The 21,582-nt window shown below is 70.4% G+C and carries 14 protein-coding genes; 8 read left to right on the forward strand and 6 right to left on the reverse strand.

The window, feature by feature from the left end; all coding sequences use genetic code 11:
* Positions 1–10: 10 nt before the first annotated feature.
* The gene (locus ACOZ38_RS22415) at positions 11–2,839 is read right to left on the reverse strand and encodes a carbohydrate-binding protein (RefSeq protein WP_424533144.1); all 2,829 of its coding nucleotides are present in this window, start codon (positions 2,837–2,839) and stop codon (positions 11–13) included.
* Positions 2,840–3,045: 206 nt separating this feature from the next.
* Positions 3,046–4,341, reverse strand: coding sequence for an ROK family protein (locus ACOZ38_RS22420; protein ID WP_424533145.1), 1,296 nt, complete (start codon positions 4,339–4,341; stop codon positions 3,046–3,048).
* A gap of 545 nt (positions 4,342–4,886) precedes the next feature.
* Between ACOZ38_RS22420 and ACOZ38_RS22425 the strand changes: the two genes are divergently transcribed.
* From ACOZ38_RS22425 to ACOZ38_RS22450, 6 genes are all read left to right on the forward strand, one after another.
* Positions 4,887–6,422 carry a discoidin domain-containing protein gene (locus ACOZ38_RS22425; protein ID WP_424533146.1) on the forward strand — a complete coding sequence of 512 codons (1,536 nt, stop codon included), beginning with the start codon at positions 4,887–4,889 and terminating at the stop codon, positions 6,420–6,422.
* 509 nt (positions 6,423–6,931) lie between these two features.
* On the forward strand, positions 6,932–8,323 hold the full coding sequence (locus ACOZ38_RS22430; protein WP_424533147.1) for a sensor histidine kinase: 1,392 nt from the start codon (positions 6,932–6,934) through the stop codon (positions 8,321–8,323).
* Between the two features lie 156 nt (positions 8,324–8,479).
* Positions 8,480–9,160 carry a pyridoxamine 5'-phosphate oxidase family protein gene (locus tag ACOZ38_RS22435; protein WP_424533148.1) on the forward strand — a complete coding sequence of 227 codons (681 nt, stop codon included), beginning with the start codon at positions 8,480–8,482 and terminating at the stop codon, positions 9,158–9,160.
* A gap of 188 nt (positions 9,161–9,348) precedes the next feature.
* On the forward strand, positions 9,349–10,689 hold the full coding sequence (locus ACOZ38_RS22440; RefSeq protein WP_424533149.1) for a lipase family protein: 1,341 nt from the start codon (positions 9,349–9,351) through the stop codon (positions 10,687–10,689).
* A 181-nt stretch (positions 10,690–10,870) separates the two neighbouring features.
* Positions 10,871–11,698: an SRPBCC family protein gene (locus ACOZ38_RS22445; RefSeq protein ID WP_424533150.1), complete on the forward strand. Its 828-nt coding sequence runs from the start codon at positions 10,871–10,873 to the stop codon at positions 11,696–11,698.
* A 102-nt stretch (positions 11,699–11,800) separates the two neighbouring features.
* Positions 11,801–12,148 carry a hypothetical protein gene (locus ACOZ38_RS22450; RefSeq protein WP_424533151.1) on the forward strand — a complete coding sequence of 116 codons (348 nt, stop codon included), beginning with the start codon at positions 11,801–11,803 and terminating at the stop codon, positions 12,146–12,148.
* A gap of 83 nt (positions 12,149–12,231) precedes the next feature.
* Here the strand turns inward: ACOZ38_RS22450 and ACOZ38_RS22455 are convergent, their stop codons facing one another.
* Both ACOZ38_RS22455 and ACOZ38_RS22460 read right to left on the reverse strand, forming a co-directional pair.
* Complete coding sequence (locus ACOZ38_RS22455; RefSeq protein ID WP_424533152.1) at positions 12,232–13,533, reverse strand: phosphotransferase family protein; 1,302 nt, start codon at positions 13,531–13,533, stop codon at positions 12,232–12,234.
* A 106-nt stretch (positions 13,534–13,639) separates the two neighbouring features.
* A complete protein-coding gene (locus ACOZ38_RS22460) occupies positions 13,640–14,593 on the reverse strand; it encodes an AraC family transcriptional regulator (protein ID WP_424533153.1) in 954 nt (317 codons plus the stop codon).
* A gap of 82 nt (positions 14,594–14,675) precedes the next feature.
* On the opposite strand from ACOZ38_RS22460, the gene ACOZ38_RS22465 reads away from it, so the two are divergent.
* Positions 14,676–15,503: an NAD(P)H-binding protein gene (locus ACOZ38_RS22465; RefSeq protein ID WP_405149865.1), complete on the forward strand. Its 828-nt coding sequence runs from the start codon at positions 14,676–14,678 to the stop codon at positions 15,501–15,503.
* Between the two features lie 124 nt (positions 15,504–15,627).
* The gene (locus tag ACOZ38_RS22470) at positions 15,628–16,137 is read left to right on the forward strand and encodes a DUF1772 domain-containing protein (protein WP_424533154.1); all 510 of its coding nucleotides are present in this window, start codon (positions 15,628–15,630) and stop codon (positions 16,135–16,137) included.
* Between the two features lie 70 nt (positions 16,138–16,207).
* Here ACOZ38_RS22470 and metH read toward each other — a convergent pair whose 3' ends face one another.
* Together metH and metK are read right to left on the reverse strand one after the other, a co-directional pair.
* Positions 16,208–19,663: a methionine synthase gene (gene metH, locus ACOZ38_RS22475; protein WP_424533155.1), complete on the reverse strand. Its 3,456-nt coding sequence runs from the start codon at positions 19,661–19,663 to the stop codon at positions 16,208–16,210.
* An 8-nt stretch (positions 19,664–19,671) separates the two neighbouring features.
* Positions 19,672–20,853, reverse strand: a complete 1,182-nt coding sequence (gene metK, locus ACOZ38_RS22480; protein ID WP_424533156.1) for a methionine adenosyltransferase — start codon at positions 20,851–20,853, stop codon at positions 19,672–19,674.
* Positions 20,854–21,582: the final 729 nt, after the last annotated feature.

The following is a 21,582-nucleotide window of genomic DNA, read 5'->3' on the forward strand; positions in this document are numbered from 1 at the left end:
GGCAGTGCCGCTAGCGGGTGATGGTGAAGGTGTCGATGTCGAACAGCGAGCCGCTGCCGCCGGTGAACGACAGGAACAGCGGTCCGGTCGCCGTGCCGGTCAGCGTGGTCGACACCGTCGTGAAGTTGTCGAAGCTGCCGGTGTTGGCGACGTTGACCGAACCGAGGAGGGTGCCGGTCTGCGAGCCGGAGCGGATCTGGATGGTGCCGCCGGGGCCGCCGGAGGACACCCGGGCCGAGAAGGTCTTCGCGCCCTGGGTGTTCACCTGCGAGTACCCGGCCCAGTCGCCGTTGTCGATGTACCCGAGCGTCAGGCCGCCGCTGGCGCCCGCGTGGCCGGCCGTCTGCACGCCCGACTGCGAGGTGAAGGCCTCGCCCTCGGTCGTGGTGGAGGTGCCGGTGCCGGTGTTGAGGGTGTAGGCGTCGAGGTCGAACAGGTTGCCCTGGCCGGTCACGCCCTTGAACACCAGGTACAACGTCGTGGCGCCCGCCGGGACGTTGCTGAGGTTCCCGGTGACGTTCACGAAGGTGTCCCAGCCGCCGGTGTTGGCGACGTTGACCGACCCGAGCAGGGTGCCGGTCGCCGAACCCGCCCGCACCTCCAGCGTGCCGCCGGCGCCGCCGGAGGAGACCCTCGCGGTGATGCTCTGGGCGTTGGAGACGTTGTACGGGGTGAAGGAGATCCAGTCGCCGTTGTCGGTGAAGCCGACGGTCTTGGCGCCCTCGGCCCCGGCGTGGTCGGCGGTCTGGATGCCGTTCTGCGCGCCGAAGTGCTCGGCCTGGCGGTGCCTCGGCTGCAGCGTGCGGGTGCTGGTCGAGGTCAGGCCGCCCTTGTCGGTGTAGGAGGCGGTGAAGACGCCGAAGATGTTCGCCGCGGCGTCGTGCTCACCGTCGACCGGGACCGCGATGGATCCACTGCAGCCGGTCTTGGAGGTGATCTGGTGGGCGTGGCTGTCGTGACCGAGGCTGTAGGTCACCGTCACCTTGGAGCAGTCGATCGTGCCGTCCTCCGGGTCGCTGACGTTGACCTGGAAGGGCACGGTGTCACCGAAGGAGAACAGCTGGCCGTCCACCGGCTGTGCCAGCGTCACCGTCGGCGCGGTGTTGCCGACGCTCACGATGACGCTGGCGGTCCCGGTCAGCCCCTGGGGGTCCTTGACGGTCAGCGTCGCCGTGTAGGTGCCGTTGGTGGTGTAGGTGTACGTGGGGTTGGCCGCGGTGGAGGTGGCGCCGTTGCCGAAGTTCCACGAGTAGGTCAGCGCGCCGCCCTCGGGGTCGGAGCTGCCGGCCGAGGAGAAGGTCACCGCGAGCGGGCTCGGACCCGAGGTCTTGTTGGCAGAGGCCTTGGCGATCGGGTTGCGGTTGGTCCCGCCGATGTACTCGATCCGCCAGAGCGCCTGGTTGTTGCTGCCGGTGCCGTAGTCGAGCACGTACAGCGCGCCGTCCGGGCCGAAGGCCATGTCCATGACCTGCGTGCCGGTCCAGGGGAAGGCGCCGATGTCACCGTAGGTGCCGTCGGCCTTGACCTCGATGGCCTTGATCCACCTGCGGCCGTACTCGCCGGCGAAGAACCTGCCGTCCAGGGACTGCGGGAACTTGATCGCGGAGTTCAGCGAGGCGTCGTACCGGTAGACCGGACCGCCCATCGGCGACTCGGACCCGCCGCCGAACTCCGGCGGGGACCCGGCCTCGCCGCCGTACCTGATCCAGCTCGGCTTGGCCGCGGGCAGCTTGGCCACGCCGGTGTTGCGGAAGGACGCGTTGGTCGCCCCGCCCGCGCAGTCGAACTTCGCCCCCGAGGGGCCGCTGGGGAAGGTGTACTTGTTGTAGGTCTCCGCGGTGGTGTTCGTGCCGGTGCAGTACGGCCAGCCGAAGTTGCCCGCGCTGGTGATCCGGTCGAACTCCACCTGGCCGCCCGGGCCTCGGTTCGGGTCGGGACCGCCGGCGTCCGGGCCGTAGTCACCCAGGTAGACGATGCCGGTGGCCTTGTCGACCGACATGCGGAACGGGTTGCGGAAACCCATGCCGTAGATCTCGGGCCGCGTCTTGGCCGTCCCCGGCGGGAACAGGTTGCCCGAGGGGATGGTGTAGGTGCCGTTGGCCTCCGGGTGGATGCGCAGGAGCTTGCCGCGCAGGTCGTTGCTGTTGGCTGAGGTGCGCTGCGCGTCGAACTGCGGGTTGCGGTCGGTGCGCTCGTCGAGCGGCGAGTACGAGTTGGACTCGAACGGGTTGGTGTCGTCACCCGTGGTGAGGTACAGGTTGCCCGCCGCGTCGAAGTCGATGTCGCCGCCGACGTGGCAGCACTGGCCGCGGTCGTTGGCGACCTGGAGCACGACCTTCTCGCTGGCCATGTTGAGCGTGTCGTCGGCGTTCAGGGTGAAGCGCGACAGGTTCAGGTTGCCCTTCCACGCGTCGAACTGCGCCTGCGTGCCGCTGGTCGGCGCGTCGCCGTCCGGCGTGCTCAGCCTGGGCGAGTAGTACAGCCAGACGTAGCGGTTGGTCGCGAAGCCCGGGTCGACCGCGACGCCCTGCAGGCCCTCTTCGTCGTGGGTGTAGACGTTGAGCTTGCCGGCCTGCTTGGTGCTGCCGGCCGAGGTGGTGACCCGCACTGTGCCGTCACGAGCGGTGTGGATCACCGAGCGGTTGGGGAGCACCGCGAGGGACATGGCCTCGCCGAGCGCCGCGCCTCCGGTGGCCAGGTTGACCTGCTGGTAGTCGGAGGCCGGGATCACGGAGGCGTTCGCCGCCGGGCCGGTGGCCGAGACCGTCGCCAAGCCGCCGGAGATTACCAGCGTGACCGAGGCGAGTAGTCGTGTCCACGACCGAGGACGTGGTGACATGGGGGGTCCTTTCCTGACTTGGGGGGTCAGTCAGGCAAGGCGCGCGCCGCCGCGCTTGTTGCCGGGTACTGCGGTTGGGGGGTGCAGTGTGCTGTGCCGCTGTGCCCCTGGAGGGGTGCCGCCTCCAGGTCGTGTACCGCCGGGCCTGCGTTCCGCCCGGCCACGAGAAGTGCTGCAAAAAGCGTATCAAATCATGAAAGAAATCGTCATCTCCCTGCCAGATTTGTTGGGGTCGCGACCGGGGCCAGGCCGATCGCGGCTGGGTCATTGATCACCTGGTCGACCACCATGCTCGCGGCGCCGCGCGAGGCGGCGCCGAAGCCGAGGCCGGACGCCAGGAACCGGCAGCGGGCCGCGGGTCCGGCGATCACCAGGCGCTCCAGCTCCGCCTGGGCGGGCGGGATCAGCCGCTCGGCGAGCTTCGCGAAGTAGCCACCGAGCACGATGGCCCTCGGGTTGAAGAGGTTGACCAGGATGGAGCCGCCGAGCCCCAGCCATCGCCCGACTTCCGCCACCGCGGACAGCATGCGCGGGTCGCCCAGGGCCAGGCCACGGGCGATGTCGGCCACCCTCTCCTCGGGGTCGGGCATCGGCGCGGTGCCGAGCTCGTACGCCAGCTCGGGCGTGACCGCCCTCACCAGCGTGGCCAGCCCGACCTTGGTCTCCCAGCAGCCGGTGCGCCCGCAGCCGCAGCGGCTGCCCGTCGGGTCGACGGGCAGGTGCCCGACCTCCCCGGAGAACCCGTCGGCGCCGCGGAGCAGCCGGCCGCCGACGACGATGCCGCCGCCGACCCCGACCTCCCCGGTGAGGTAGACCATGTCGGCCGTGCCCGCGGCGACGCCGCCGGTGTACTCGGCCAGGGCCGCGAGATTGGCGTCGTTGTCCACCATGACCGGTGCCCGCACGTCGCCGATCTCGGAGCGCAGCCGCTCGGCCAGGGGCAGGTCGCGCCAGCCGAGGTTGGGCGCGAAGGCCACGTGACCACGGGCGACGTCGACCAGGCCGGGGACCGCCACCCCAATGCCCGCGGGGGAGGCCCCGGCGCGGACGAGGTCGTCGATGGCGTCCTTGGCCACCCGGCCCAGCTCCTTGAGCGAGCGGTCGGGGCCCATGCCCATGGCGTCGAAGCCGACGCGCCGCTCGACCAGGACCCGGCCGCCGAGGTCGGTGCCGTAGACGGCGACGTAGTCGACGTTGATCTCGGTGCCGAGGATGCCGACGTGCGAGCCGTCCAGCGCCACGGCCCGCCGGGGACGGCCGACGGCGCCCACGTGCTCGATGCCGACCTCGCGGACCAGGCCCCGGTCGAGCAGCTCCGCCATCAGGCTCGATACGGTCGCCCGGTGCAGGCCGGTCGCGTCCGCGATGTCGGAGCGGGAGCAGGATCCCTCGTCGCGCAGGTGGCGCAGCACGAGGGCGAGGTTGGCACGGCGGAGCGAGGCGTGACCCGCCGCCTGCGCGCGGACTCCTGCCGCGCGAGTCGGAGGTTGCCTCTGCGCCACGCCATCACCACGCCCAGTTTGTATGTATCCAAGAACAATTAACCGAGTTCTAACACGAAGAGACGCTGCCGTAAATCCCCACAGGTGGTAACGACTTCGCATCCCCCGGACACCCCGAGGTCGGCGCGACGCGGCGACTCACGTTACAGAAGCGTTACGGAAGGCGAAGCGCTTCGACACTTGCACGTGACCGAATGGCGCTCTTTAATTCGACAAGTCCTGCAAATAAGTTCCGTAGTCCCGCAAGTTGCTCGTCGATCTGTGAAATTTCACGAGGAGAGTTGCGGTGATCGCCCCCTGAACTCCCGTCCGTCCGGCCGACCAGACCCGTGACGGAGCCGTTCCCGCCGACTTCGGCTTCGCCGCGGTGGTGCCGCTCGAATCGGGCGGATGGACGGGACTCTCTCCGGCCGGCCATGGAAGGCCAGGACCTGCCATGGCCGGCCGGCATCAATGCGGAAGTGAGCGCGGAAGTAGGCGCGGACACGCGGAACGCCCGTCGACGCGGCACCGGCGGCCCCCCATCGACGCGAGGAGTCAACACCATGCCCAACTGGCGCAGCGTGACAGCCGCTGCCGTCCTGCTCATGGCGTCCGGTCTGATGTCGGTGCCGGCCCAGCCGGCCCTCGCCTCTGGAGCCGCCCCCCAAGCCGCCTCCGGAGCCGCGGCCGCCGCGGCGGCGCACACCAACACCGACGTCCATCTGTTCTACTACCCCTGGTACGGCTCCCCCGCCGTGGCGGGGAGCTACCGGCACTGGCCGCAGGGCGGCCACAACCCGCCCGGCGACATCGGCGCGGACCTCTACCCGAAGCTCGGCGCGTACGACTCCGGCGACCTCGCCGGCGCGGTCAGCCAGCACATGCGGTGGATCCAGCAGTCGGGCGCGGGCGTCATCGTCTTCAGCTGGTGGGGGCAGGGCTCCTACGAGGACCAGCTCGCGGCGGGGGTGCTCGCCACGGCCGCGCGGTTCGGGATCAAGGTGGCCTGGCACCTGGAGCCGTACAGCGGGCGCACGGCCGCGTCGACGGTCGCCGACATCAACTACATCAACTCCAAGTACGGGAGCAGCCCGGCGTTCTACCGTGACGGCGCGCACGGCAACCGCGGCGCGTTCTACGTCTTCGAGAGCCTGCGGATCACCGACTGGACCGCGCTGGACCAGGTGAAGTCGAGCAGCATCGTGCTCGCGCAGACCACCGACACCTCCAAGGTCGCGCACTTCGGCGGCATGTACACCTACGACGCCATCGCCGGCGCGACCGCGCCCGGCTGGAAGGGCGCGAGCGACTTCTGCACGGCGAACGGCCTGGTTTGGGCGCCTTCGGTCGGCCCCGGGTACATCGACGACCGCGCCGTGCCCGGAAACACCACCCCGACGCTCGCGCGGAACAACGGCGCCACCTACGACACCGAGTGGCAGAACGCCCTGGCCGCGGCCAATGGCGGGCCGCCGAGCTGGGTCTCTGTCACCTCGTTCAACGAGTGGCACGAGGGCTCGGTGCTGGAGCCGGCGTCCTCCGCCCCGCCCGCCGGGTTCGGCTACCAGACCTTCAACGGCGCCTACGGCAAGACGGGCGCCGCCGCCGAGACCGCTTACCTGGACCGGACCAGGTACTGGGTGGAGCAGTTCACCGGCACGACCCCGCCGCCGCCCGCCGAGCCGAACCTCGCCGCGGGCAAGCCGATCACCGCGAGCAGCTCCACACCGGGATTCTGGCAGTACTACGCCAACGACGGCAACGCCCTCTCCTACTGGGAGAGCGCCAACAACGCCTGGCCGCAGACGCTCACCGTCGACCTCGGGTTCCCCACGAGCGTCAGCAAGATCGTGCTCACCCTGCCGCCGCCGGCGACCTGGGGGACCAGGACCCAGACCCTGACGGTGCTGGGCGGCACGAGCGGCCCCCCGTACGGAACGCTGGTGGGGTCACGGGGCTACACCTTCAACCCGGCGACCGGCAACACCGTGACGATCACCTTCCCCGCCACCCCCCTGCGCCAGATCCAGCTCAAGTTCACCGGCAACACCGGCTGGCCCGCCGCGCAGATCTCCGAGTTCCAGGTCTACAGCGTGTAGCGGCCCCCACGCCCTGAAGGCCGCCGATCGAGGCGCGGCCTGACGGGCCGGCCCCTCGTGCGCGTCAGATGACCGTCCGGCCTTCCCGCCGGGCGGTCATCCGGCATTTTGCGGTACGGGTGACTTCGCTGACGCTTGACCCCGATGTGACCTGATCACGTTAGGCTTTTGCCCGATTTGCACCCTCTTGGGGCTTATGCTAAGTTGCTGTTGCCTGGCGAGTCGCCCGTTGGTGCGCAGACCGCGATCGCATGGTCCGCACCCGGAGTCCGGGGCAGTCGTGACCGCCGCCTCCAGGTGTCCCGGCGATGATCCGCCCGACTGCTCCCCCGCACGGGAGCCCCAAAAGCCAAGGCGCGGACCTCCGCACCTGAACCACATCGCCACCGTGGTCAGCTCCGATGATCACGTTATGAGGAGAACTCCGCGTGCATGTCCGATTCCCGTCCTTGTCACCCCCGCTGCGGCGGGCTCTGACGTTGTGGCGGCCCCGGTCCATTCGCGGACGGGTGACCGCCCTGGTGGCCATCCTGGCAATGCTCCTGCTCGTGCCGTCGGGGGTGCTGGCGGGCATCGTCGCGCGCCAGCAACTGTCGAACGCCGGCTGGCTGGACGCCCGGCGCGCGGCCGGTCTGATGGCGGCGGCCGACCGGGCGGGCAAGCTGACCGACCCCGTCATCACCAGCAGCGTCCCAGGCGTCGATCTGCTGCAGCTCGTCGGGCCCGATCACCGGGTCATCGCCTCCTCTCCCGCCGCGCGCGGGCTCGCGCCGTTGAGCACCGCGCGGCCCTCGCCGCAGGACCCGCAGCACGACGTGGAGACCTGCGCGATCGCGGAGCTCGGCTGCGTCCGCATCTCGGCCCTCCGCGTCGGCCCCGGCCCGGACTCCAACATCATCTACGCGGGCGGCCCGGTTCGCGGGGTCGTCTCCGAGGGCCTCTTCGACGCCCTCTTCGCGGTGCAGGTCGCGGCGCTGATCTCCCTCGCGATATGGGCGACCTGGAAGATCACCGGCAGGACGCTGCGGCCCGTCGAGGCCATCCGCACCGAGCTGGCCTCGACCAACGTCAACGACCTCAGCAGCCGCGTCCCCGAGCCGGCGGGCGACGACGAGATCTCCCGCCTCGCCAGGACCGTCAACAGCACGCTTGAGCGCCTGGAGCACGCCAAGGAGCGGATGGACCACGTGCTCGCCGCGCAACGGCAGTTCACCTCGGACGCCTCGCACGAGCTCCGCACGCCCATCGCGGGCCTTCGCGCCCAGCTCGAGGAGGCACGCCTGCATCCGGAGGACACCGACCTCGTCGAGCTGCTCGACCGCGCGCTCGGGGACGTCGACCGGCTCCAGGCCATCATCACCGACCTGCTGCTCCTGGCGAAGGTCGGCGCGGGCGCGCCCAGCGCGCTGACAGAGGTGGACCTGGCGGAGTCGGCCCGCATGGAGGTCTCCCGGCGCGACGACCGGCTCCCCGTACGGCTGCGGCTCACCCCCGGCGTGATGGTCAGGGCCGTCGACACCCAGATCGCGCGCGTCCTGACCAACCTGCTGGACAACGCCCAGCGGCACGCCAAGTGCGTCGTGCTCGTCGAGGTGCGCCGCGACGGGAAGACGGCCGAGCTGGTCGTCGCCGACGACGGGGACGGCGTCGCCGAGGCGGACCGCGAGCGGATCTTCGAGCGCTTCACCAGGCTGGACGCCTCGCGCTGCCGCGACCGGGGAGGCACGGGCCTCGGCCTCGCGATCGTCCGCGACATCGCCCGCGCCCACGGCGGCACGATCGAGGTCGGCGAGTCGGAGGCCGGCGGCGCCCGGTTCGTCCTGCGGCTGCCGATCGTCGAGCACCTTCCGACCCTGGCCCGCGACGCCTCGCTGACGCTGGCGGCCTTCTCCGCCCGGTGAGGTCTGGGCCCGCGACAACGGATTCAGTGCCATATCTCGTACCAACGCCACTGAATCGGTAGCATCGGCTGGAAAACGCCGACGGCGTGCGAACCCGTGGCCGGTCCTCGTGCCCGGCCGGGCGCCGACCGGCCCCACCCCAGGGAAAGAGCCGGCATGACCGAGTCCCCACCGCGCCGGAGCCTGCCCCAGACGGACAGGACCCTGCACCGCCGCCTGCGGGAGCAGGGCAGCCTCGACCGGGACGTCCTCGACGCCATCCTCGCGGCCGGCTTCCTCTGCCACCTGGGAGTGACCGTCGAGGGGCAGGTCATGGTCGTCCCGACGGTCTACGGGGCCGACGGCGACACCCTGTACCTCCACGGCTCGGTCGCGAGCCGCAGCCTGGTCTCCTCACCGCGGACGTCCGTCTGCGTCACCGTGACCCACGTCGACGGACTGGTGCTCGCCCGCTCCGTATTCGAGCACGGGGTCAACTACCGCAGCGCGATGATCTACGGTGTCCCCCGCGTGGTGACCGACCCGGAGGAGAAGCTCGCCGGCCTCCGTCTCCTCACCGAGCACGCCGCCCCGGGCCAGTGGGAGTACGCGCGCCGCCCCAGCCGTAAGGAGCTCGCCGCCACGACGCTCCTGGCGCTCTCCCTCGAAGAGGCGTCGGTGAAGGTGCGCACGGGCCCGCCGGACGACGGCGACGGGCCCGACGCCGGGCTCGGCATCTGGGCGGGCGTCCTGCCGCTGCGCGCCTTCTGGGGCGAGGCGGAACCCGATCCCCTCCTTCCCGGAGGCCTGACCCCGCCGCCCCATATCGCCGACCGCGCGCACCGGCGGCTCGGCTAGTACGACGCGCGCCGCGCCGCTCTGGAAATGAGTTTGCGAGCGCATGAGATTTGACCCGGGATGTCTAGGAAATTGTGAGGGACAGGCGGATCTCGGGCGCGCGTCAAGCGCGAGTGGCGACGCTGTCCTGCTCATCACGGAGACCGCGTACCAATCGATAGCACCGTCAATGACGGAAGGTGTGTGGCGTGGCAAGCGTGGATACCACCAGGAACAATCGCCAGTCGGATAAACCAGTCGGGGCCACGGTCGGCCAGCCGAGCGCCGGAAAGGTGGTGAGCGGCACCAGGAAACCCGAGATGGCCGGGGATCTCAGCAGGGAGTGGGACCAGAGGATGCGGGACATCCTCGAGATGAGCGGCCTGTGGAACCGGGACGCCAAGGCACCGACCTACGACGAGCTCCGCCCGTACGGGCACCGCGAGACGTCCGGATTCCCGGTCTACAAGAACCTGGAGACGCGGCTGCTGAACGCCGTCGATCATCCGGATCCCGAAATCGCGCATCTCATGGCGACGTGCGCGGCCTATTCTTACTCGGACCCCAGAACCCTTTCCATGATCATGGCGAGAATGGGCCTGGAGGACAATCAGGTCCGCATGATCCAGACGTCCGTCGACGCGATGCTGATCAGCTCGACGGCCTACCTCATCCAGAGCAGGAACGGCAAAGTCGGCATCCTGTGTTACCGGGGAACCGACCCGCTGAATTTCGTGAACTGGCTCAGCAACATCGACGTGGAGCCCGAGCGGATCGGCTACCAGATCAGCGACCCGTGCGCGACCGTGCACGCCGGGGTCTACCGCAACGTACGCGCGACCCGGTACGAGGTCATGGACGCCCTGCGGCACGCCTGCGAACGCCGGGCGATCCGCGCCATGGGCAACGACGGCGGTTCGCAGCCCAACGGCTCGTCGCAGTCCGAGGGCGGCTACAGCGCCGACCCCTCCCGGCTGGACGGGAACCTGGAGGCGCTGTACATCACCGGGCACAGCATGGGCGGGGCCATGGCCGCGCTCATGGGCGTGATGATCAGGCACGAGCGCAAGTACAGGGAAGCGTTCGCCGACCGGCTCAGGGCGGTCTACACCTACGGCCAGCCCATGATCGGCGACCCGAGCTTCGCCGAGGCCTGCGAGACCGACGAGTTCCTCCGCGAGAACGTCATCCGCTACGTCTACGACAGCGACGTCGTTCCGCACCTCCCGTCCACCGCGTCGGGACCGTTCCGGCACTTCGGCCGCGAGTTCCACTACCGGGTGCCGCACCTGCGCAACAGCGTGGCGAACCTGTTGACCTACCCGCGTTGCGCCTCGCAGTCGAGGAAGGGCCACTGGGAGACGAGGAAGCACCCGACGCCGCAGATGGCGGGCCTGCTCGGCATCCCGATGTCGGCCATGGCCTTCATCGCCCGCAAGTTCGAGGCGACCCGCTCGCTGCCCGCCGTCTACTCGGTCGACGACCATCTTCCGCAGCACTACATCTCCGCGCTGACCCCGCCCGGAGTGCAGAACGAGTTCGGCGACTAGGGAGCGCACGGTCCCGAGCCGGCGGAGCGCGCCTCGCGATCGCCGATCCGCCTTCTGGCGGGTCGGCGATTTCGTTTTTCGCCGGCAACCCATGTATGCGTTTACCGGCATATAACTCAAGTAGTATGTTCAGCTGGGTCACCCGGGAGTGGCCCGTCCGTACGAGCTTGAGGAGCAGCGCATGAACGAGACCCTGAGTACCGCCGAGGGCCGCAGCGTCCTGCGGATGGAGCGGCGGCTGGCGCACCCGCCGGAGAAGGTGTGGCGCGCGCTGACCGAGCCGGCCCAGCTCGCCAAGTGGTTCCCGAGCTCGGTACGGCTGGAGCTCCGGGTGGGCGGCAGGATCGAGTTCGACTTCCCCCCGGACAGCCCCGGCGTCATCACCGCGCTCGACCCGCCGAGGGTCTTCGCCTTCACCTGGGACCGCGACGTCCTCCACTGGGAGATCCGGCCCATCGCCGAGGGCTCGCTGCTGATCCTCACCCAGACCTTCGACGACCGGTACGGCGCGCCGAGCTTCGCCGCCGGATGGCACACCTGCGTCGCGGCGCTGGACGGAGCCCTCTCCGGCGCGGGCCGGCCCACGGAGACCAGCGGCATGGACGAGCTGCTGGAGGACTACACCAAGGCCTTCGAGCTGGACCAGGGCGTCGAGGAGGAGACGGGCGTGCGCTTCGAGCGGCAGCTCAGCCGCCCGATTCCCGTCGTGTGGGCCACGCTGGGCGGGGACCCCGCCGGCGAGCGGGTGCCCGAGGGGTTCGCCGTGGCGGAGTTCCCGCCGCTGTCGCCCGCCCACGCCAAGGCGCCCCACCTGCTGGAGTACGGCACGCGGGGCGGGCGGGTCCGCTGGGAGCTGCGCGAGGGCACCGGCCAGGGCGCACGCCTGGTCCTGACCCACACCTGCCCACCGGAGGACCGGGCGACCGCTCTGGCCACCTGGCGCGACCACGTCGAACGGCTCGCCCAGCGCCTCCTCCGGACACCGGGCCGCTCCGGCGGAGCCGCCTGAGCGGCAGGACGTCCGGAGCGGGCGCGCGTGGTGCTTCAGTGAGCTTGTCGTCACTCTCGGTTACGATGATCGAACTGGAGTCCCGCGGTTGAGGAGAGAGCCATGCGACGTGTCCTGTCCACCCTCGGCGCCCTGCTCGCCACCGTGCCGCTGACCCTCACGGCCCCCGGCCAGGCCGTCGCGGCCACCGGAAAGCTGATCATCATGACCGGGGGTGTCGCGCGCAACCAGTTCTTCGACCCGGCGCCCGGCTGCTACGGGCTCCCCTCGTTCCGCCTTCTGAGCCGGGTCCGGGTGATCAACCAGACCAACGCGGACGTCATCCTCTACTCCGGGGAGAACTGCAGGCCGGGCTTCCTGCGCGCCACGACCCGCGTACCGGCGGGCACCGTCGGCGAGCGCACCCTCACCGGCACCCACAGCATCCAGGTCCAGCCCACCTGGCCATGAGCCGCGGCCCGGGCGGCTGATCACCAGGCGGACGCCTGACCGGTCAGGGGTGCGTGCCGCCGCCATCCCCCGGCCCGGGCACCTCAGAGCGGTGTCGCGGCCATGGCTGCCAGGGCGGCGCGGATCTCCGCTGCGGGGTCGCCCTCGTGGTAGCGGCGCTCGCTGTCCTCGATGTTGTCGAGGAACTCCTGGTACCTCACGGCGTACGACAGGTGTGAGAGCGGCTCGGCGAGGGCCAGCGCCCGTACCGGGTCTGACCCGGGCACCAGCGCCGACCAGGCGCCGGCCCAGGCATCGGCCGCGCTCGCCCACCTGGCCTCGGGCAGGAAGTCGCGCGGACGCAGGCCGTCCACGGCCGGATGCCCGTAGTGGCCGTCGGCGAAGTCGAGCACGACCGTGCCGCGCCCGCCGGACCTCCAGTTGCCGGGGTGGAAGTCGCCGTGCACGAGGGTGTCCGGCAGCCCGCACTCCTCCAGCGCTGTGATCAGCGCCGGGAGCCGCTCCGCGAGGCGCCACGCCTCCGACAGCTCGCCGGTGGTCAGGCTCCCCGCGGCCTCGCCGTCCAAAAGGTCGTTCACCTGGCGGGCCAGGGCGCGAGGGCGGCGGTCGGGCAGGCCGTGCGGCACCGTGCCCCGCCGTGCGATCGCCGCCTGGGCGGTGGCCATACGGCTCACCGCCTCACGGATGACCTCCTCGGAGGCGTTCCAGCAGTCGGCCCCGGGGATGTGCTCCAGCAGCACCCATCCTCGCGCGGGGTCCGCGGCGAGGACGACGGGGACGAGCCCGGGGTCGGCCTGCCCCACCACCTCGATCGCGGTCGCCTCGCAGGTGGCGAACGGCGGGGTGGTCTTCAGCCAGGCCGGGCCGGCCGAGGTGGGCACGCGGAAGAGCCCGGCGAGGTTCCAGGTCTTCACCTGCTCCACAGGCCCCACGGGCTGCCGTCCCGCGTCCCGGAGGGCCGCGGCGGCCCAGCCCAGGGCCTCCCGCACCCCGGCGGCCGTGGCCCACGCCGCGCGCCCCGCCACCGGCGCCGTCAGCTCGGCGTATCCCGGCCGGGCCTGGTACGACGCGCCGGGTTCCCACTGCGGGAAGGCACCCGCGCCCGGTCCGGGCGGCAACCCGCCGTCCGCCTGGGACAGCGGGCCGGGGGGCTGGAGGGCTTCGACGTGGTAGGTGACGTGACCGTCCCGGGCGCCCCCGCCGCCGTCGACCGTGACCAGGCGCAACACCACGACGGGCACGCCGAGCGCCCGGCGCAGGTGCGCGACGACCGGTTCCACGTCGGCCCACCTGGGACCGCGCACGGGGAACGGGCCGACGGTGCCGATCAGCCGGCCGCCCGCGGTCACGAGCGCGCTGACGAGCCGGCCCGGGGGTTGCTCCATGCGGCAAGTGTGCTGTCCATGGACGGCGGCCTGCCATCCATTTTCGTCCCCCGCGACAGGCCCGGCGCGGGGCGGGGCGGGGGCGCGGGACCGGACGGGCGTCGGCCTACGCGTTGGCCTCCTCGTGGACGCGGCGCCTGCGGTGGTCCTGCGGGCTGACGCCGTGCACGCGCTTGAAGGCGGTGCTCAGCGCGAAGGAGCTGCCGTACCCCACCTGCCGCGCCACCGCGCCGACGGTGGCGTCGGACTCGCGCAGCATGTCGGCGGCCAGAGCGAGCCGCCAGCCGGTGAGGTAGGCCATGGGCGACTCCCCGACCAGCTCGGTGAAGCGGCGCGCCAGCGCCGCGCGGGACACGCCGGTGCCCTCGGCCAGCATGGCGACCGTCCAGGGATGGTCGGGGTTGTTGTGCAGCATGCGCAGGGCCTTGCCCACCACGGGGTCGCTGTGGGCGCGGTACCAGGCGGGCGCCTCGGCCTCCGGCCGGGAGAACCAGGCGCGCAGCACGGCGATGAGCAGCAGGTCGAGCAGCCGGTCGAGAACGGCCTCCTGTCCCGGCTCGTCCTTCACGATCTCGTCGCCGAGCAGGGCGATGAAGGGACAGTCCCAGGCGTCGTCCGGGAGGACCAGCAGCGTGGGCAGCGCCGCGAGCAGCCGCCGGTTGATCTCTCCGCGCATCTGGTAGGTGCCGGTGAGCATCACCGCCGACCCGGACGGGCTGTTGCCCCAGGTGCGGACGCCGAGGTCCATCGCCTGGGCCAGGGGCTCCCCCTCGGGGGACGCGCAGTGCTGGCCCGGGTGGATCACGACCTGGGGCGGCGTGGCGGGGTCGTCGGCCACCGTGTACGGCTCGGGGCCCCGGATGATCGCGACGTCCCCCGCGCCCAGCCGCACCGCCTCCTCGCCGTCGGGCACCACCCATGCCTCGCCCCGCACCATGGCCACCAGGGTCAGCGGCGCCCCGTCCTGGATGCGCAGGGACCACGGCGGGGTGAGGATCGAGCGCAGCAGGAAGGCGCCTCGGGCCCTCGGCCCGTCGAGCATGCTGGCGAGAGTGTCCATGCGCCTCACTATAGACGCCTGAACATGGAATCGCGCTTCTCAACCATGGCCCGTCTCATGGTGCGGGCGATTGACTGTCGGCATGGAAGAGAAGAAGACAATCTTGGTCCTGGGCGGCACCGGCAAGACCGGCCGCCGCGTGGCGGAGCGGCTCGCCGCGCGTGGCCTGCCGGTGAGGATCGGCTCGCGCGCCGGCACGCCCCCGTTCGACTGGAACGACCAGGCGACGTGGGCGCCCGTGCTGGAGGACGTGGGGGCGGTGTACGTGGTGTACTACCCCGACCTGGCCTCCCCGGAGGCCGCCCCGTCGGTCCGCGCGTTCGCCGAGCTGGCGGCGGCGAGCGGCACGCGGCGGCTGGTGCTGCTGTCGGGCCGGGGAGAGGAAGAGGCGGAGATCAGCGAGAAGGGCGTCAGGGAGTCCGGCGCCGAGTGGACGATCCTGCGGGCGAGCTGGTTCAGCCAGAACTTCAGCGAGGACTACCTGCTTGAGCCGGTGCTGGGCGGCGAGATCGCCCTGCCCGCCGGAAACGTGGGCGAGCCGTTCGTCGACGCCGACGACATCGCCGACGTCGCGGTGGCGGCGCTGACCGAGCCCGGCCACGCGGGCGAGCTGTACGAGCTGACCGGTCCCCGGCTGCTGACCTTCGCCGACGCCGCGGCGGAGATCGCCAAGGCGGCCGGGCGCGAGGTCCGCTACGAGCCGGTGGCCCCGGGGCAGTACGCCTCCCTGCTCGCCGGGCAGGGCGTTCCGCCCGAGTACGTCATGCTGTTGACCGACCTGTTCACCAGAGTGCTGGACGGGCGCAACGCCCACCTCACCGACGGCGTGCGGCGCGCCCTCGGGCGTGAGCCGCGCGACTTCGCCGACTACGCGCGGGACACCGCCGCCACCGGTGTCTGGAACGGCTAGCCCACCGACGGGGCCTCCGGCGAGATCCGGGGCCTCGCCGGGGGCCCGGCACCCCCACGGGCGGCGGGGCCACCTGTCGCCCGTGGGAGCGCACCACGCTGACCACACAACCAAGGAGGACGCGATGACGGATCTGGCACGAGGCGCCACCCTGGTCACCGCCACGATCACCACCGGGCTCATCGCGGGCCTGTTCTACGCCTACGCCATCTCGGTCATGCTCGGCCTCAACCGGACGGACGACCGCACGTTCGTCGGCGCCATGCGGTCGATCAACGTGGCCATCCTGAACGGCTGGTTCCTGCTCGCGTTCCTCGGAGCGCCGGTCCTGATCGCGCTCGCCGCGGTGCTCCACCTGCGTGCGGGCGCCGGTGCCGCGCTGTTCTGGATCGTCGCCGCGCTGGTGCTGTACACCGTGGTGCTCCTCGTCACCTTCGCCGTCAACGTGCCGCTGAACGACCAACTGGAGGCCGCGGGGGGACCCGGCCGCGTGATGGACCTCGCGACCGTGCGCGAGCGGTTCGAGGCACGGTGGGTGCGGTGGAACGTCGTACGCGCTGTGGCCTGCACCGCCGCGTTCGGCTGCCTCACCTGGGCCCTCGTCCTCTTCGGGCAGAGCTCGACCTCGGTTTGACCGGGCGGCGCGCGGTCAGGAGCCGCTCACCCACGGGTGCCGTACGCCGTACGGCACCCGTCCGGCGTCCTCAGACGTTGAAGTAGCTGGCCTCGGGGTGATGCACGATCAGGGCCGAGGTCGCCTGCTCGGGATGCAACTGGAACTCCTCCGACAACGACACCCCGATCCGCGCCGGATCCAGCAACTCGAACAACTGCACCTGATCCTCCAGGTTCGGGCACGCCGGATACCCGAACGAGTACCGGCACCCGGTCACGTTCACCTTCAGCATGTCCTCCAGCGACTCCCGGCCACCGATCCCCAGCTCCGAGCGCACCCGGGCGTGCCAGTACTCCGCCAGCGCCTCGGTCAGCTGCACCGACAACCCGTGCAACTCCAGATAATCGCGGTAGGCGTCCTTGGCGAACAACTCCGCCGTCGCCCGCGACACCTTGCTCCCCATCGTGGCCACCTGGAACGCCACCACGTCCACCTCACCCGACTCCCGGGACCGGAAGAAGTCCGACAGGCACAGATGCCGGTCACGCCGCTGCCGCGGGAAGGTGAACCGGGTCCGCTCCTCCCCCGCCTCGTTCAGGACGATCAGGCTGTCGCCGTCGCTGACACACGGGAAGTACCCGTACACCACCGCCGCCTCCAGCAACCCCTCGGTCTGCATCCGCTCCAGCCACATCCGCAACCGCGGACGCCCCTCGGTCTCCACCAGCTCCTCATACGAGGGCCCACCACCACCACGGGCCGCCTTCAGCCCCCACTGCCCCATGAACGTCGCCCGCTCATCCAAGAACGCCGCGTACTCCCCCAGCGAGATGCCCTTCACCACCCGCTCCCCCAAGAACGGCGCCCGCGGAACCGGGTTGCCGGCCGCCACATCCGAACGCGCCGGCAGATCCTGCTCAGGGGTGCGCACCAGGGTCGCGCCGGTCTTGACCCGGCGTTCCCGCAACGGCGGCAACACCGCCCCCGCGACCCCGCGTTTCACCGCCATGAACGCGTCCATCAGACGTAGCCCCTCGAACGCGTCCCGCGCGTACCGCACCTGACCCTGGAACACATCGGCCAGATCCTGCTCCACATACGCCCGGGTCAACGCCGCCCCGCCCAGCAGCACCGGGAACCGATCAGAGATCCCCCGGACGTTCATCTCCTCCAGGTTCTCCCGCATGATCACCGTGGACTTCACCAGCAACCCCGACATGCCGATCACATCGGCCTTGCTGTCCTCGGCCGCCTCCAAAATCGTCGACACCGGCTGCTTGATCCCGAGGTTCACCACCTCATAACCATTGTTGGACAAAATGATGTCCACCAGGTTCTTCCCGATGTCATGCACATCACCCTTGACCGTGGCCAGCACGATCCGCCCCTTGGTCTCCCCCTCCACCCGATCCATATGCGGCTCCAGATACGCCACCGCGGTCTTCATCACCTCAGCCGACTGCAACACAAACGGCAACTGCATCTGACCCGAGCCGAACAACTCACCCACGGTCTTCATACCGTCCAGCAGCACCTCATTGATGATCTCCAAAGCAGGACGCCGCCCCAGACCCTCCTCCAGATCGGCCTCCAGGCCCTTCTTCTCCCCATCCACGATCCGCCGCTTCAACCGCTCCCACAACGGCAGACCCAACAGCTCAGCCGCCCGATCCTGCCGCATCGACGCGGCATCGACCCCCTCGAACAACTCCATGAACCGCTGCAACGGGTCATAACCCTCCCGCCGCCGGTCATACACCATGTCCAACGCCACCTGACGCTGCTCATCAGGAATCCGCGCCATCGGCAAAATCTTCGACGCATGCACGATCGCCGAATCCAACCCCGCATTCACACACTCATTCAAAAACACCGAATTCAACACAATCCGCGCCGCCGGATTCAGCCCGAACGATACGTTCGACAGGCCCGAGGTCGTCTGGACGGCCGGATAGAGGCGCTTGAGCTCCCGTATCGCCTCGATCGACTCCAGCGCGTCGCGGCGGGTCTCCTCCTGCCCGGTCGCGATCGGGAACGTGAGCACGTCGACGAGGATGTCCTCGACCTTCATGCCCCAGTTGACGGTCAGGTCCTCGATCAGCCGTACGGCCACCCGCACCTTCCACTCGGCCGTACGGGCCTGGCCCTCCTCGTCGATCGTCAGGGCCACGACCCCCGCGCCATGCTCCTTGACCAGCTTCATGATCCGCTGGAAGCGGGAGCCCGGGCCGTCGCCGTCCTCGTAGTTCACCGAGTTCACCACAGCACGGCCGCCGAGCATCTCCAGCCCGGCCTCAAGGACGGCGGGCTCGGTGGAGTCCAGCACGACCGGCAGCGTCGAGGCCGTCGCGAAACGGAACGCCAGCTCCTTCATATCGGCCACGCCGTCACGGCCCACATAGTCCACGCACAGGTCGAGCATGTGCGCACCGCCACGGGCCTGGTCGCGCGCCATCTCCACGCACTCGTCCCACTGCTCGGCCAGCATCGCCTCGCGGAACGCCTTCGATCCGTTGGTGTTGCAGCGCTCGCCGATCGCCAGATACGAGGTGTCCTGCCGGAACGGCACGTGCTGGTACAGCGAGGCCGCGCCGGCCTCGGGACGGGGACGGCGCTCTGCCTGCTCACGGCCGCGGACCCGCTCGACCACCCGCCGCAGGTGCTCGGGGGTGGTGCCACAGCAGCCACCGACCAGCGAGAGCCCGTACTCGCGGGTGAAGCCGTCGTGCGCGGCGGCCAGCTCCTCCGGGGCCAGGGGGTAGTAGGCGCCGTCGGCGGTCAGCACCGGCAGGCCCGCGTTGGGCATGCAGGACAGCCGCGCGCGGCTGTGCCTGGCGAGGTAGCGGAGGTGCTCGCTCATCTCGGCCGGACCGGTCGCGCAGTTCAGCCCGATCACGTCGACGCCCAGAGGCTCGATCGCGGTCAGCGCCGCGCCGATCTCAGAGCCCAGCAGCATCGCGCCGTTGGTCTCGATCGTCACCTGCGCGATGATCGGCACATCCCGCCCGGCCGCCTCGATCGCACGCCGCGCTCCGACGACCGCCGCCTTGACCTGCAGCAGGTCCTGACACGTCTCGATGATCAGCGCGTCGGCACCACCCGCGATCAGCCCAGCCGCATTGTCACGGTAGGCATCGCGCAGCGCCTCATACGGCTTGTGCCCAAGGGTGGGGAGCTTCGTACCAGGACCCATCGAGCCCAGGACGAAGCGGGGCCGCTCGGGCGTCGACCAGTGATCGGCCCGCTCACGAGCCAGCCGGGCACCCGCCTCGGAGAACTCGAAGACACGGCCGGGGATGTCATACTCCCCCAGCGCGGCGAGGTTCGCACCGAAGGTGTTGGTCTCCACGCAGTCGACGCCCACCTCGAAGTAGGCGTCATGCACCCCCCGCACGATGTCGGGGCGGGTCACGTTGAGCACCTCGTTGCAGCCCTCGTGACCCTCGAAGTCGTCAAGGGCCGGGTCATAGGCCTGCAGCATCGTCCCCATGGCCCCGTCCGCGACCAGGACACGCTGGGCCAGAAGTTCGCGGAAGGTCGTCATGGCGCCTCCTAGAGGGCTTGGCGGAGCGCGTCGGCGCGGTCGGTGGACTCCCAGGAGAATCCCTCACGGCCGAAGTGGCCGTACGCGGCGGTGGCGGAGTAAATCGGGCGGAGCAGGTCGAGGTCGCGGATGATCGCGGCCGGACGGAGGTCGAAGACCTCCAGGATCGCCTGCTGGATCTTGTCCACGTCGACCTTCTCGGTGCCGAAGGTCTCCACGAACACCCCGACCGGCTGCGCCTTGCCGATGGCGTACGCCACCTGCACCTCGGCGCGGTCGGCCAGCCCGGCGGCCACGACGTTCTTGGCCACCCACCGCATGGCGTACGCCGCCGAGCGGTCGACCTTGGAGGGGTCCTTGCCGGAGAACGCGCCGCCACCGTGACGGGCCATGCCGCCGTAGGTGTCCACGATGATCTTGCGGCCGGTCAGGCCCGCGTCGCCCATCGGGCCGCCGATCTCGAACCGGCCCGTCGGGTTGACCAGCAGGCGGTAGCCCTCGATGTCGAGGTCGAGGCCGGCCAGGATCGGGTCGACCACCTGCTCCTTGATGTCGGGGGCCAGCATGTCGGCCAGGTCGATGCCCGCGGCGTGCTGGGTCGAGAGCACGACGGTGTCGAGGCGGACCGGGCGGTCACCGTCGTACTCGATGGTGACCTGGGTCTTGCCGTCGGGACGCAGGTAGGGAACCGTGCCGTCCTTGCGGACCTCCGACAGCCGGCGGGCCATGCGGTGCGCCAGCGTGATCGGCAGCGGCATCAGCTCAGGGGTCTCGCGGGTCGCGTAGCCGAACATCAGCCCCTGGTCGCCCGCGCCCTGGCGGTCGAGCTCGTCGGCGCCCTCGCCCTCGCGGATCTCGTAGGCGTCGTCGACGCCCTGGGCGATGTCGGGCGACTGCGCGCCGATGGACACCGACACGCCGCACGAGGCGCCGTCGAAGCCCTTGTGCGAGGCGTCGTAACCGATCTCGAGGATCTTCTCCCGGATGAGGCCGGGGATGTCGACGTACGTCTCCGTCGTCACCTCACCGGCGACGTGCACCTGACCGGTGGTGATCATCGTCTCGACGGCCACGCGGCTCTTGGGGTCGCCCTTGAGCATGGCGTCGAGGATGGCGTCGCTGACCTGGTCGGCGATCTTGTCGGGATGGCCCTCGGTGACGGACTCGGACGTGAACAGGCGGCGGGACATCTTCACTCCTCGGAATCATGGGCGCGGGCTCTCGGCCTCGCGTCGTGGGGAGCTTCATCTCGGAAGCGATTGTCGGCGGCCACGCTCAAGAATCGGCCGGCGCGGTTCGGCCGGCCCAGCGCGTACGCGGTGAATCCGCCTGAAGCGCCTGCACCGGAGCGGGGGCGGGCACCCGACTCCGGCCGCCTGAACGAGGTCGCCGCCGCCCGTTTCACGGCGAACGCCGACCTGCTTTCAATAGGTGCCTTCGATCGCGCGGGCGAATCGGGAACCGTGCCCCCGAGCACCTTTACGACGAACGTGTTCATCCCTGAATTTCCGCCGACGACGCCGTTCCGCACGACACTTCCGGGCCTGGCGGAAGGAAATGCCTCCGCCGATTCGTCGGCCATGTCCCTCCTCTGGTCGGCGCTCGTCGAACTGCTGGTCACGGCCCTTCTCCCCCGGCGGCCGGTGATCGCGCGTGCAAAGCAAGAGCCACCGTGCGAGTGGCGCTCGCGCGATGGCCCTTGCCCGCGTGGGGACTTACTGCGAAGGAAACCACCGACCAGAGACACCACCTCATCATGCGGCTAAAAATCCGTTCCAAGCTCGATTGATTCGATGCTAGACGGGGCCGGAAGCGCGCAGAAACCCCTGCGGAACCCCTACAGCCCGGGGCGGGCGGATAGCCCTGTTATCGCGCCGGAGAGGTGATTGGCGGGCGCCGTCATCGGTGAACTCCGGCCC

The organism is Sphaerisporangium viridialbum (genome assembly GCF_049674955.1).
In the GTDB taxonomy this organism is placed as follows: Bacteria; Actinomycetota; Actinomycetes; order Streptosporangiales; family Streptosporangiaceae; genus Sphaerisporangium; species Sphaerisporangium viridialbum.

Coding starts and splice junctions, on each gene's coding strand:
- ACOZ38_RS22470 (WP_424533154.1), top strand. CDS start 15,628: ATGACGGATCTGGCACGAGGCGCCACCCTGGTCACCGCCACGATCACC.
- ACOZ38_RS22425 (WP_424533146.1), top strand. CDS start 4,887: ATGCCCAACTGGCGCAGCGTGACAGCCGCTGCCGTCCTGCTCATGGCG.
- metH (WP_424533155.1), bottom strand. CDS start 19,663: ATGACGACCTTCCGCGAACTTCTGGCCCAGCGTGTCCTGGTCGCGGAC.
- ACOZ38_RS22465 (WP_405149865.1), top strand. CDS start 14,676: ATGGAAGAGAAGAAGACAATCTTGGTCCTGGGCGGCACCGGCAAGACC.
- ACOZ38_RS22450 (WP_424533151.1), top strand. CDS start 11,801: ATGCGACGTGTCCTGTCCACCCTCGGCGCCCTGCTCGCCACCGTGCCG.
- metK (WP_424533156.1), bottom strand. CDS start 20,853: ATGTCCCGCCGCCTGTTCACGTCCGAGTCCGTCACCGAGGGCCATCCC.
- ACOZ38_RS22455 (WP_424533152.1), bottom strand. CDS start 13,533: ATGGAGCAACCCCCGGGCCGGCTCGTCAGCGCGCTCGTGACCGCGGGC.
- ACOZ38_RS22460 (WP_424533153.1), bottom strand. CDS start 14,593: ATGGACACTCTCGCCAGCATGCTCGACGGGCCGAGGGCCCGAGGCGCC.
- ACOZ38_RS22445 (WP_424533150.1), top strand. CDS start 10,871: ATGAACGAGACCCTGAGTACCGCCGAGGGCCGCAGCGTCCTGCGGATG.
- ACOZ38_RS22435 (WP_424533148.1), top strand. CDS start 8,480: ATGACCGAGTCCCCACCGCGCCGGAGCCTGCCCCAGACGGACAGGACC.
- ACOZ38_RS22415 (WP_424533144.1), bottom strand. CDS start 2,839: ATGTCACCACGTCCTCGGTCGTGGACACGACTACTCGCCTCGGTCACG.